The following is a 13,165-nucleotide window of genomic DNA, read 5'->3' on the forward strand; positions in this document are numbered from 1 at the left end:
TGCGCGCTTGTTATCTGTCGGGATGATCGCGCGCCGTGTCGCGTCTTTGCACGCGTAGCAGCAGCGCCGACGAAAACGCGCGCATCCACACCAGCTTCCGTTTTTCCACCACCTCGCCCGCGAGATCCTTCGGCGGGTTCGGCTGCAACGCCCAGTAGAGCGCGAGCAGCCAGCCAAGCACCGTCCAGCCCATGCACGCGTTGAACAGCGCGAGCGTCAGCACGTCGACGCGCTTGCGGCGGTCGGCCAGAATCGCCGGCAGGAAATACAGCGCCAGCGCGATCACCACGGCGATGATCTGAATGGCAACACGCTCATTCATATGCCGCCTCCCCGAAACGCGACCTGCGTGTCTTACGCGACGTAGGCACCTCACATCGATTGTCGCGCGATTGTTTGCCACGTGCAGCTTCGTTGAAAGGCTTCCGCGCGTGCAGCCCCGCGCTGCGTTGCACCGATAAGCGACGAGCCCTTCAGCACATTCGCCATCAGGACTATCATGTTCGTTTCGAGTGAACGAAACCGTTACGGACCGCGACCATGATCTCCGACGATACGACCCAGCAGACGCAGCGCCTTAATCCCGACACACTCCGCGAGTTCGTGGACCGCAAATGGAACGACGAGATCGTGCCCGCGCTGACCGACTACATCGCGGTGCCGGCCAAGAGCCCGGCGTTCGATCCCGAGTGGGTCAAGCACGGTTACCTGGAGCGCGTGATTACCGACGCCGCGCAATGGGTCGAGCAGCAGCCGGTGCGCGGCCTGAAGCTGGAGATCGTGCGCTTGCCGGGCCGCACGCCGGTGATTTTCTTCGAGACGCCGGCCACGCGTTCCGGCAGCGACGAAACCATCGTGCTGTACGGCCATCTGGACAAGCAGCCGGAGTTCGACGGCTGGCGCAGCGACCTGGGTCCGTGGACGCCGAAGCTCGAGAACGACAAGCTCTATGGGCGCGGTGGCGCCGACGACGGCTACGCGATCTACGCGAGCATCACCGCGATCGCCGCGCTGGACGCGCAAGGCGTCGAGCGGCCGCGCTGCGTCGGCCTGATCGAAACCTGCGAGGAGTCCGGCAGCTACGATCTGCTGCCTTACGTCGACGCGCTGCGCGAACGGCTCGGCAACGTCGGGCTCGTCGTGTGCCTCGACTCGGGCGCGGGCAATTACGATCAATTGTGGCTTACGACGTCGCTGCGCGGACTCGTCGCCGGCGATCTCGAGGTGCAGGTGCTCGACGAAGGCATTCACTCGGGCGGCTACGGCGGCATCGCGCCGTCGAGCTTCCGCATCATGCGGCAACTGTTCGACCGGCTTGAAGACGCCGCTAACGGCACGCTGCTGCCGAAGGGTTTTCACAGCCCGATTCCCGCCGACCGTCTGCGTGAAGCCGAAGCCACTGCACAAATCCTCGGCGACGATGTGTGGAAGAAGCTGCCGTGGGCTTGCGGCCAGGACGGCCGTCAGGTGCTGCCCACCACGACCGATCCGAAAGAGGCGTTGCTTAATTCGACGTGGCGTCCGTCGCTGTCGGTGACCGGCGCGGCCGGCTTGCCCGCGCTCGCCGACGCCGGCAATGTGCTGCGTCCGCGTACCGCATTCAAGCTGTCGCTGCGGCTGCCGCCGCTGATCGAAGCGGAGAAGGCCGTCGCGGAACTCAAGGCGCTGCTCGAATTCGACCCGCCGTACAACGCGAAGGTGACGTTCAAGCCGGACGCGGGCGCGGCGAGCGGCTGGAGCGCGCCCGACCTCGCGCCGTGGCTCGCCACCGCGCTCAACGACGCATCGCTCGAGCATTACGGCGCCGATGTCGCCTACATGGGGCAGGGCGGCACGATCCCGCTGATGAACGTGCTCAAGGCGGGCTTCCCGAAGTCGCAATTCATGGTGTGCGGCGTGTTGGGACCGAAGTCGAACGCACACGGCCCGAATGAGTTTCTGCATGTGCCGTATGGCAGGAAACTTACGGCGGCGGTGGCTGAGGTGATTGCAGCCGCGCCTTGAGGGGGCGGATTTTCGTTGCTGATCTTCGTCGCGAATTTCGCTGCCGATAAGTGCCCAACTCGAGCGCTCGATTTCGAGCGCCCAACTTCGCATGACCGATAACAATCTCGCTCGATCCAGCACGCCCCGCATCGCGGCCGACCAACTGCACGCCTACGTGAGGGCGATCTGGGAGCGGGCCGGCAGCGCGCCGCGCGAAGCCGAGCTGGTCGCGGATCATCTGGTGGCGGCGAACCTCACGGGGCACGACTCGCACGGCGTCGGCATGATTCCGCGCTATGCGGCTTCGCTGGCCGACGGGCAACTGCAACTGAATCTGCATGCTGAAGTCGTCAAGGACGCGGGCGCCGTGCTCACCGTGGAAGGCCACAAGGGCTTCGGCCAGGTGGTTGCCTTCGAGGCGATGGAAGCGGGCATCGCTCGCGCGCAGCGCATCGGCGTTTGCGCGGTGGGCTTGCGCGGCGCGCATCACATTGGCCGCATCGGTCACTGGGCCGAGCAGTGCGCGCGTGCGGGGCTCGTGTCGTTTCACTTCGTTAACGTGGCCGGCGATCCGCTCGTCGCGCCGTTCGGCGGCGCCGACCGCCGCATCGGCACGAATCCGTTTTTGCGCGGCTTATCCGCGGCCCGGCAAGCCGCCGCTCGTGCTCGACTTCGCGACCAGCACCGTGGCTTACGGCAAGACGCGGGTCGCGTATAACCAGCGCAAGCAGGTGCCGGCCGGCGCGCTCATCGACCATGAAGGCGTGCCGACCGCCGATCCCAAGGTCATGCACGAGGCGCCGTTCGGATCGCTGACGCCGTTCGGCGGCCACAAGGGCTTCGGGCTCGCGGCCATGTGCGAGATATTCAGCGGCGCGCTCGCGGGCGGCTTCACCACGCATGCGGACACGCTCGGCACGACTAACGCGATCATCAACTGCATGCTGTCGGTCATCGTCGATCCGGCCGCGTTCGATGCCCCCGACGCGCAAGCCGAAGCCGACGCCTTCATCGCATGGGTCAAGGCTTCGCCGCTCGCGGTGGGCACCGAGCGCATCTATGAGCCGGGCGAACCGGAACGCGTCACGCGCGCGGAGCGCGAAGCCAACGGCATTCCCGTCGACGCCGCCACGTGGACGCAGATCTCCGCGGCGGCACTCGCGGTCGGGATGAGCGCGGATGAAGCCGCGCGCTGGTCGGCGTTGCTCCAATAGCCTTCATCATGCCGACGAGCGGTTGCGCATTCATGCAATATACATATTCCGTCTGCCACCCCACCAACAAAACCCCATTCGCAAGCAGCAATTTCGACTGGCTCGTCTAATCGGCCTTTATTGCTTTTTCTTTCACCTTTTCAACGCGCATTTCCACTCACACGCGCCACCGGGCCATTCCATCGATAGCGCAAAACATCGCGCTATCTCGCACCATTTTGGCCGCGCAAGCGTTTGCGCGCCAGCGCACGTCACGGCACGGAATGGCCCCGCTGCGACGCCCGCCGCGCAAGGGTTTGACATTTCCTTGCGTTGCTCTGTTGGTTATCCCGCTCCCATCGGATTCCGGTCTGTTTTAGGCTCGCACTGCAATATCAGTGTTTAACCTTAAAGGACCGTTCAAAATGAATCTGCATAACCACCACGCCTGCCGCCCGTTCCTCGAAGCCGGCAATCTGTCGCAAATCGCCGCTTACTACGAAGAAGGCCGCAATGTCATGTGGATGATGCTGCGTGCGCAGCCGCGTCCCTGTTTCAATCTCGATCTGGTGCACGACATTCTCGGGCTCGCGCAGGCAGCGCGCGAGTCGGGCTTGCCGATCGATTTCTGGGTGACGGGTTCGCTGATTCCGAACATCTACAACGTGGGCGGCGACCTCGATTTCTTCGCCGACGCGATCCGCTCGGGCAAGCGTCAGGCGCTGATGGCCTACGCACGCGCTTGCGTCGACTGCGTTCATGCGGCGGCGCGCGGTTTCGACACCGGCGCGATCTCGATTGCAATGGTGGAGGGCACCGCGCTCGGCGGCGGCTTCGAGGCGGCGCTCGCGCATCACTTCCTGCTCGCGCAGTCGGACGCGCGCATGGGCTTCCCCGAAATCGCCTTCAATCTGTTCCCCGGCATGGGCGGCTATTCGCTCGTCGCGCGCAAGGCCGGCATGCGCCTCGCCGAGGAACTGATCGGCGGCGGCGAATCGCATACGGCCGAGTGGCATCAGGAAAAAGGGCTCGTCGATCAGTTGTTCGAACCCGGCGACGCGTATGTGGCGACCCGCACGTTCATGGACACGCTCAAGCCGAAAATGAACGGCATCCGCGCGATGCTGCGTGCACGTCAGCGCGTGCTGCAACTGCCGCGCGCCGAGTTGATGGAGATCACCGAGGATTGGGTCGACGCCGCGTTCATGATCGAAGAGAAGGATCTCGCCTTCATGGAACGGCTCGTGATGCTGCAAAACCGCCGCACGTCCAACCTGCGGCAGACGGCCGCGAGCGCGGCCAATTTCGGCTGACTCTATCGCACCAAGCGCATTCAAGCGCACTCAATCGCGATGCGGCCCGCCGTGCCCGTCGCGGCTGACAGGCTCAGGCGATCAGCCTGAGCTTCTGCCGGTCCTGCAACCAGCGCTCGAAATCGGCGGCGGGCATCGGGTGAGCGTACAGGTAGCCTTGCACGTACTCGACGCCCAGCCCCTTCATGAAGGCTTCTTCCGATTCGGTCTCGATGCCTTCGGCGACCACCTTGAAGCCGAGTTCCTGCGCGACCACGACCATCGAGCGCACCAGCGCTTGCGCTTTCGTGTCGGCGTTGATCGAGCGCACGAAGCTGCGGTCGAGCTTGATGACGTCGAGCGGAATGCGGCCCAGTTGCGACAGCGACGAATAGCCGGTGCCGAAGTCGTCCAGATGCACCTGCGCGCCGATCTGGCGGAAGTGCTTGATGAGGTCGATGGCCGCGGCTTCGTCTTCGATCAGGCAGCTCTCGGTCAACTCGACATCGACGAGGCACGGTTCGAGATTGGCCGCGGCGAGCGCTTCGGTGAAGTGCCGGACCACGGCAGTGTCCACCAGTTGCCGCGCCGACACGTTGATGGCGATGCGCAGGTTGTAGCCGTCCGCTTTCCATTTCGCGGCCTGTTTGGCGGCCGTTTCCATGACCCAGCGGCCGAGCACGCCGATCAGTCCCGACTCCTCGGCATAACGAATGAATTCGGCCGGCATGATCTGCCCGCGCTCCGGCGAATTCCAGCGGACCAGCGCTTCGACGCCTTGCACCACGCCGGTTGAAAGCACCAGCTTCGGCTGATAGTGCAGCGTCAGTTGGCCTTCGTCGAGGCCGCGCCGCAAGTTCGTGTCGAGCCACATGTACTCGGCGACCTTGCGGTTCATCTCCGGCGAGAACACGCGATGCGTGCGCTTGCCTTCGTCCTTGGCGACGTACATGGCGGTATCGGCCGAGCGGATCAGCGACTCCAGGTTGTCGCCGTGTTCCGGATAGCGCGCGATGCCGATCGAGCAGCCCGTATAGACTTCGACGAGCCCGAGGCTGAACGGCGTACGCATGCGTTCGAGGATGCGCTGCGCGGTCGCTTCCAGTTCGTGCGCCGTGCCTTTTGCCGCAAGCACGATGAACTCGTCGCCGCCGAGCCGCGCGAGCGTGTCGCCTTCGTTCAGGCACATGCCGATGGCGGCCGACACGTCGCGAATCAGACGGTCGCCGAATACGTGACCGTAGTGATCGTTGACCTTCTTGAAGTTGTCGAGATCGAGAAACAGCACGCCCACCGATTCGCCCGGCGCCGCTTCTTCGATCGCGGTGCGAATGTAGTCCTGAATCGCATTGCGATTCGGCAGGCCGGTGAGCGAGTCGGTGTTGGCGAGTTGCCTCAGGCGTTCCTGCGCGAGACGTTCTTCGGTGATGTCGGTGCCCGAGCAGATCAGATATTGCTCGTCGATGCCGCTGCCGCTTTGCACGAACTTGTTGCGAAACAGGAAGAGCCGCTCGCCGTGCAGCGTCTTCACGCGCCGCTCGACTTCGTACGACACGCCGCGATTGAAGAAGCCCGCAATGTTCTGACTCGACGCCGCGCCGTCTTCCGAGGACATGAACAGCGCCCACACATTGCGCCCGATGATGTTCTCTTCCTTCACGCCCGTCAGTTCTTCGGCGAGGCGGTTAAAGCGCTGGATTTGCCCATGCCGGTCGACGATCACGACCACTGAATTCACTTCCGAGACGACCTGCTCGGCGAACGACAAACCGTGCATCAGATCGCGCGCGACCGACTCCGTGTCGTCATAAGCCGAGGCCGTGCCCGCCCAACTGATGCTGTTGATTTTTCTGCCGACGAGATGCAGCCGCAGCGGCTCGCCGAACAGGCGAACGTCGAGAACCACATGCGAGGTGATGCCCGTGAGGCAACGGATTTGCGATGCCTGCTGGGGATTCAGCGGAATGGCCACGTTGGCCGGCACGTCCCCGGTGACTGGCGTCAGTTCGAGCGCGTTGCTGTCGCTCGACAGACGCCAGCAAGGGCTGCTTGTGCCGAACTGCGCAAAAAGCACCTGCTCGTGTTGGTCGTCATTCATGGAATCCCCGGGCGGTGTGCCGTTCGGCCCTGATGGCGGATAGCGGCAGACAGTCTTCATCATACTTAAAGACGGGCCCATTGTAGCGAAGCCACTGAAATTCGGGCCATAAAACAATGAAGGACGCGCGGTTGTGTGGCGCGCGCGTCGATCGGTAAAAGGGAGTGGGGAGGTGCGTGGTGAGGCATTCTTTACATCGGGGCGTCGCGCATGGGGCATGGGGCGCGCGGCTGATGCGGCTCACGCTGCTTACGCCGCTTACGCGGCGCCAGGCATCAGAAGCGCCGCGTCAGCCAGCTCCGCGCGCGCTCGCGCTCAGCCGGGCTTGCCTCAAGCGACGCGTCGAAACAGAACGCACCCGCGACCAGCGTGGCCACGACGACGCCGTCACGATACAGAACGCGGTTGCCGCCCACAGCCGGCACCCGTTCCCCGACCAGCAGCGTGCCCGCCAGATTCAACGGATCGGTGCCGCCGACGCACACAAAAGCACCATCGTTCGCATGCCTTCGTACTTCGCGCAGCAACGGAATCGCTTCGGGCAACGCGAATTGCTCGCCGGCCAATCCATTGACGAAGCGGCCGCCGCGAATCACGCCGCGCGCTTCGAGCCGCTGATACACACGAAGCAGATCGCGCCACGGCGGCAGCCAATCGGCTTCGCGCTCGAGCAGGCGCCAGAAAACGACGCCGTAGCGCCGCAGCAACGTCATCGCGACATGTTCGACGATCTCGGGCGGCAACGTGCGCCGCCGCGGACTTTGCAGTGATTGCGGCGGCGCCTCGTTCGCGCTGACGGCCGCAGGAACAGGGCGGTTGACGAGCGCCCAGCGCCCGGCATCGTCCATTCCGCCGATCAGCGCCGTCGAGCGCACACGCCGGCTGCCGGAATAAGCATTGCGTTTGGCGGCCGGCTTCAGCAGCGCGCGAAGGCCCGCGAAACTGTCCGAGTTCACGAGACCGGCCGCCACCAGTTCGCCGAGCGCGTTTTCCAGTTCGATACGCAAGACGCGAAGTTCGTGCAGCAATTCGTCGAAGAACATCGCGCCGTGTTGCGACAGCGCGTCGTGAACCGCTTGCGCACGCGGCGACAACTCCGGCTGACGCGCCGGATCGATCAGTGCGCTCCACACGCGCACCTGTGGACGCGGCAGCAACACGATAGGCGTGCCGCGCACGGGGCCCGCTGCGCTGCGCGAGCGCTCGGTGAGCCGCGTCCAGACGATCTTGCCGGCGCGGCATAGTTCGTCGAGCGAAGTATTCGTGTATGCCTTCACGCGCGCGGGCAGAATGTCTTCCTCCCAGGCGCTGGCCGCGGCTTCGAAACCTTCCAGTTGTTCGAGCACGGCCGCGAGCGCATCGCGGCCTTCGCTGCGCGTGTCCGGCGTCAGATGCTGCCACTCGAACAGGAAACGCATGAAGTCGTGGCGTTCGACCGGCTCGATTTCGCGGCGCAAGCGCTTGACCGTGTAGCGGTGGATGCGCGCGAGCAGGTGCCGCTCGCACCATTCGTCGCCGGGTGCGTCGGGTGCCTGGAGCGCTTGCGGCGTGAAGCGGCCTCGCATCACATAGCCTTCGGCTTCGAGGCGGATGAGCGCCTGTTCGACCGATGTCTGCGGCAGCCGCAGCGTGTCCGCAATCGCAGCGGCGGGCAGCGGGCCGAAGCCGGTCAGCCGCGCGCGCAGCACGTCGACGAGGGCGTCGTCGGCGGTCCACTCGTCGGTGTAGCCCTTCGGCGCGCTCAGCGGCGGCGCGAAGCGCGGGCCGTCCGGCTCCGGATAAAGCGCGGCGAAGCAGGTGAGCCGTTCGGCGGGCAGCCACAGCGCGGCGTCGGCGGCGTCGGCGGCAATCTGCAGGCGGGTCGCGCGGCCCGACTGCGCGAGCGACTCGAGCCATTGCGGCCAGCCTTCGTTCCCGCGTGCCTCGGCCTCGGTGATGCACGCGAGGCCCGTGAGCGCCTCGTGCATTTCGTCGACGCTGCGCGCCTGCGGCCAGGCTTCGTCGCGCACGCTCGCAATCGCGTCGGGGTCGAGCGCGCCGAGGTCGTCGGCACTCGACGGATCGGTCCAGCGGCGGTTGAGCACGGCCTGCGTGCGACGCTCCTCGATGGGCGCGTCGTCGAGATAAGCGTACGGCTTCGCGTTGAGGATTTCGGCGGCAAGCGGCGAGGGCGCAGGCAGATCGCGCGCGACGAGCCGCACCTCGCCGCTTTCGATACGGCGCAACAGCGCGATCCACCGCTCGCTGTCCATCGCGTCGTGCAGACAGTCGTCGACGGTCTGATCGACTAGCGGATGACGCGGCAGTTCGCGCTCGCCGACCACGTTCTCGAGACACGCGGCCTGTTCGGGAAAGACGCTCGTCAGCAGATCCTCGCTGCGCATGCGCTGCAATTGCGGCGCCGTCTTGCGTCCACCGGTGTAGCGCGGCAGTCCGAGCGCGGTCGTCGCGTTCCAGCGCCAGCGCACGCCGAAAAGCGGCGCGTCGAGCAGCGCCTGGATCAGCAGATGTTCGGCGCTCGCCGAATGCAGATAGCGCCACACTTCGTCGAGCACGAACGAGTGGCTGCCGGTCAGCGACAGCACGATCGCGTCTTCGGTCGCGGCCGCTTGCAGCTCGAAGTTGAACTGGCGGCAAAAGCGCTTGCGCAGCGCGAGGCCCCACGCGCGATTCACGCGGCTGCCGAACGGCGCATGAATCACGAGCTGGGTGCCGCCCGATTCGTCGAAGAAACGCTCCATCACGAGCGTGTCATGCGTCGGCAATACGCCGAGCGCGGCGCGCGCCCGTGCGAGATAGTCGACGATCTGACGCGCCGCGGCTTCGTCGAGGCCGAGCTCGGCGATGAGCCAGTCGATCGCGCGTTCGAGGCGCGCGGGCATGGGGTTGTTGGGGGTTTGTGTCGGCTGGGTGACTTCTGTGACTTCTGTGACCTCTGTGACCTCTGTGACCTCTGTGACCTCTGTGGCTTGCTTGGCTTGCTTGGCTTCGGCGGGCGATTCGCCATTCGTTGTCCGCTTGCTTTGCAACCGCGCTCGCGTCTTCGGCGACTGCGCAATGAGCGGCGCCGCGGAGGCCGTCGCCGCCTCGTCCGCGTCGAGCAGCGCAGCCGACGCCGTCGGCTCGTCCGCCTCCAGCAGCCGCCCGATCTGCTCGCGCAGCCGCGCGACGCCCAACGACAATTCATCGCTGCGGCCCGGCGCCTCGCCGAGCCAGAACGGGATGTTCGGCGGCTGGCCTTGCGCATCCTCGACGCGCACGCGGCCGCTTTCGATCCGCAGAATCCGGTACGACGCGTTGCCGAGCTGGAACACATCGCCCGCGAGACTTTCGACCGCGAAATCTTCGTTGACCGTACCGATGTTGATCGCTTGCGGCTCGAGCACGACCGCATAGTCGGCGTTCTCGGGAATCGTGCCGCCCGACGTGACCGCGACGAGTTTGCCGCCGCGCCGCCCGCGCAACGTGCCGCTCACCACGTCGCGATGGAGGTAGGCGGCGCGCGGTCCGTTGCGGCTCGTGTAGCCCTCGGCGAGCATGCGCAGCACCGCGTCGTACTGCTCGCGCGTGAGTTCCGCGTAGGGCGCGGCGCGTCGCATCAGGTCGAACAGCGCGTCCTCGCTCCATTCGGCGCTCGACACCTCGGCGACGATCTGTTGCGCGAGCACGTCGAGCGGCGCGCGCGGAATGCGCAGCGCGTCCAGTTCGCCGCGCCGCACGCAATCGAGCAGCGCGGCGCATTCGATCAGATCGTCGCGCGAAGTCGGGAAAAGCCGGCCTTTGGGCATGCCGCCGACCTGGTGGCCTGAGCGTCCGACGCGTTGCAGAAACGGCGCGATCGCGCGCGGCGAACCCATCTGGCAGACCAGATCGACGTCGCCGATGTCGATGCCGAGTTCCAGCGACGCCGTCGCGATCAGCACGCGCAGTTCGCCGCGCTTGAGCCGCTGTTCGGCGTCGAAGCGATGCTCTTTCGCGAGGCTGCCGTGGTGCGCGGCGACGGCCTCCTTGCCGAGCCGCTCGGTCAGATGACGCGCGGCGCGTTCGGCCATGCGCCGCGTGTTGACGAAGATCAGCGTCGTGCGATGCAGCGCGACGAGTTCGGCGAGCCGGTCGTAGACGCGCTCCCAGACTTCGTTCGGCATCACCGCTTCGAGCGGCACGGGCGGGATTTCCAGCGCGAGATCGCGCGCGCGGATATGGCCGACGTCGATCATCGCGCAATCAGCCGGAACGTCGCTGTCGATACTCGCGCCGCCTACGAGAAATCGCGCAACCGCGCTCACCGGTTTTTGCGTCGCGGACAGGCCGATACGCGGCAGACGGCGCCCGCACAACGCGTCGAGCCGCTCGAGGCTGAGCGCGAGATGGCTGCCGCGCTTGCTGCCCGCGAGCGCATGAATTTCATCGACGATCACCGTGCGCACGGTCGACAGCATCCGCCGGCCCGAGTCCGAGCCGAGCAGCACGTATAGCGATTCCGGCGTGGTGACGAGAATGTGCGGCGCGCGCTTTCGGAGCGCGTTGCGCTCCTGCTGCGTAGTGTCGCCGGTGCGCACGGCGGTGCGGATGTCGAGCGGCGGCAGCCCGCGCGCGTCGAGTTCGGCGGCGATGCCTTGCAACGGTATCTGCAGGTTGAGGCGGATGTCGTTGGAAAGCGCCTTGAGCGGCGACACGTAGACCACCAGCGTTTCGTCGGGCAGCGCGCCGTGGTTCGCGAGACCTTGCTGGACGAGATCGTCGAGCGCGGACAGGAACGCGGTGAGCGTTTTGCCGGAACCCGTCGGCGCGGCGACGAGCGTCGAGCGGCCACGGCGGATCTGCGGCCACGCGGCGGCTTGCGCGTCGGTCGGCGCGGGGAAGGTCTTCAGGAACCAGCCGGCCACCACGGGGTGGAAGGCCGCGAGCGGGCCGCCGTGCTCGGCTGCATGCGCAACGGGCGGGGTGGCGGGTGGCGTGGTGGCTGTCGTGGTGGCGGTGGCGGCTGAAGTCATATTCGCTTAGATGGGGACGCGATGCCCAATATCCAGACGACGGAACACCCCCTGCGTTGCGAGAAAACCGCAATCGCGGGATGGGGAAATCAGTCTCGCAGGTTTTGATGGGGTTTGCCAAATGCTGCATCGGTCGATGTTTCAACCGCAAACTCTGCTGCGCCCGCCACCCAACCGACCCCACCCATTTGCAGTACCCTTTACGGCTAACCCGTCCACTCACCACAACGGAGTTTCGACAATGCGATACAACCAGCTTGGCCGCACCGGCGTCTTCGTTTCAGAACTGTGCCTCGGCACGATGACCTTCGGCGGCGGCGAAGGCATGTGGAAGCAGATCGGCGATTTGCAGCAGGCGGACGCCGAGCGGCTGGTCGGCCGGGCGCTCGACGCGGGCATCAATTTCATCGACACCGCCGACGTCTATGCCGAAGGCCTGTCCGAGCAGATCACAGGCCAGGCGCTAAAAAATCTCAAGGTGCCGCGCGACAAGGTCGTGGTGGCCACCAAGGTGTTCGGCCCGACGGGAGAGTTTCCGAATGCGCGGGGCGCGTCGCGGTATCACATCATCGACGGAGTGAAGGCCAGTTTGAAGCGCCTGCAACTCGATCACGTCGATCTGTATCAGATTCACGGTTTCGATCCGGCCACGCCGATCGAGGAAACCGTGCGCGCGCTCGATACGCTCGTGCAGCACGGCCACGTGCGCTATGTCGGCGTGTCGAACTGGGCGGCCTGGCAGATCGTGAAGGCGCTTGGCATCGCCGAGCGTCTGGGGCTCGCGCGCTTCGAAACCCTTCAGGCTTATTACACCGTCGCGGGCCGCGACCTCGAGCGCGAACTCGTGCCGATGCTGCAAAGCGAGGGCCTCGGACTGATGGTATGGAGTCCGCTCGCGGGCGGGCTGCTGAGCGGCAAATACGGCCGCGAGCAGCAGGGCGAAGCGGGCAGCCGTCGCACCACGTTTGACTTCCCGCCGGTCGATCGCGAGCGCGCGTACGGTTGTATCGACGCGATGCGCGAGATCGCCGAAGCTAAGCGCGTGTCGGTCGCGCAGATCGCGCTGGCGTGGCTGCTGCATCAGCGGGTGGTGACGTCGGTGATCGTCGGCGCGAAGAAAGTCGAGCAACTCGACGACAACATCGCGGCCACCGGCGTCGCGCTCACCGCTGACGACCTGGCGAAGCTCGATCAGGTGAGCGCGCTGCCCGCCGAGTATCCGGGCTGGATGCTCGCGCGCCAGGGCGAGGCGCGCCGCAAGCAACTGGAGGAAGCGCGCCGTCTGGTGTGACGCTTTGCGTGAAGTGCGGCCGCTTCGTCGATACGCCGGGCTCGTCGGCCTTGCTGCTGAACGCGCTGCGCGATCCGTTGCACGGCTTTCCGCACGCAGGTCCGTATGACGATCGACGATCGCCTGCGACCTGCAGCGCCGGACCGCAGCGCAGCGCCGCGAGAATCGGCGAAACGATGCGCCATCAATCGGAAGCGGCGTTCGGCAAGGCGTTTCAGCAAAACGTCGGCGTGACGCCGTGCCGCTACCGGCGTCTGCCGTACTACAGCGGCGCCGGCTCTGCAACTAACTAGCGCGGACGGCGAACCCTG

Annotated in this window: 6 protein-coding genes and 2 pseudogenes; 5 read left to right on the forward strand and 3 right to left on the reverse strand. The window is 65.8% G+C overall.

Features of this window, described 5'->3' with window-relative positions:
* Positions 1 to 10: 10 nt before the first annotated feature.
* A complete protein-coding gene (locus tag ABIE53_RS28525) occupies positions 11 to 322 on the reverse strand; it encodes a superinfection immunity protein (RefSeq protein WP_192699039.1) in 312 nt (103 codons plus the stop codon).
* Positions 323 to 540: 218 nt separating this feature from the next.
* Here ABIE53_RS28525 and ABIE53_RS28530 point away from each other — a divergent pair, with 218 nt between their 5' ends.
* The 3 genes and pseudogenes from ABIE53_RS28530 to ABIE53_RS28540 all read left to right on the forward strand — a co-directional run bounded on the left by ABIE53_RS28530 (position 541) and on the right by ABIE53_RS28540 (position 4,492).
* Positions 541 to 2,004: a M20 family metallopeptidase gene (locus tag ABIE53_RS28530; RefSeq protein WP_192699038.1), complete on the forward strand. Its 1,464-nt coding sequence runs from the start codon at positions 541 to 543 to the stop codon at positions 2,002 to 2,004.
* 91 nt (positions 2,005 to 2,095) lie between these two features.
* Positions 2,096 to 3,200, forward strand: a pseudogene (locus ABIE53_RS28535) (malate/lactate/ureidoglycolate dehydrogenase).
* A 404-nt stretch (positions 3,201 to 3,604) separates the two neighbouring features.
* Positions 3,605 to 4,492 carry a crotonase/enoyl-CoA hydratase family protein gene (locus ABIE53_RS28540; protein WP_192699036.1) on the forward strand — a complete coding sequence of 296 codons (888 nt, stop codon included), beginning with the start codon at positions 3,605 to 3,607 and terminating at the stop codon, positions 4,490 to 4,492.
* Between the two features lie 73 nt (positions 4,493 to 4,565).
* On the opposite strand, the gene pdeR is transcribed toward ABIE53_RS28540, so the two are convergent.
* A complete protein-coding gene (gene pdeR, locus ABIE53_RS28545) occupies positions 4,566 to 6,569 on the reverse strand; it encodes a cyclic di-GMP phosphodiesterase (RefSeq protein WP_192699035.1) in 2,004 nt (667 codons plus the stop codon).
* Positions 6,570 to 6,844: 275 nt separating this feature from the next.
* Positions 6,845 to 11,563, reverse strand: coding sequence for a DEAD/DEAH box helicase (locus ABIE53_RS28550; RefSeq protein ID WP_192699034.1), 4,719 nt, complete (start codon positions 11,561 to 11,563; stop codon positions 6,845 to 6,847).
* Positions 11,564 to 11,804: 241 nt separating this feature from the next.
* On the opposite strand from ABIE53_RS28550, the gene ABIE53_RS28555 reads away from it, so the two are divergent.
* Both ABIE53_RS28555 and ABIE53_RS32040 read left to right on the forward strand, forming a co-directional pair.
* Positions 11,805 to 12,854 carry an aldo/keto reductase gene (locus ABIE53_RS28555; RefSeq protein WP_006046948.1) on the forward strand — a complete coding sequence of 350 codons (1,050 nt, stop codon included), beginning with the start codon at positions 11,805 to 11,807 and terminating at the stop codon, positions 12,852 to 12,854.
* Positions 12,855 to 12,963: 109 nt separating this feature from the next.
* Positions 12,964 to 13,147, forward strand: a pseudogene (locus ABIE53_RS32040) (AraC family transcriptional regulator); the annotation flags it as partial.
* Positions 13,148 to 13,165 lie beyond the last annotated feature (18 nt).

Source organism: Paraburkholderia sp. OAS925, assembly GCF_040543975.1.
Lineage (GTDB): Bacteria > Pseudomonadota > Gammaproteobacteria > Burkholderiales > Burkholderiaceae > Paraburkholderia > Paraburkholderia graminis.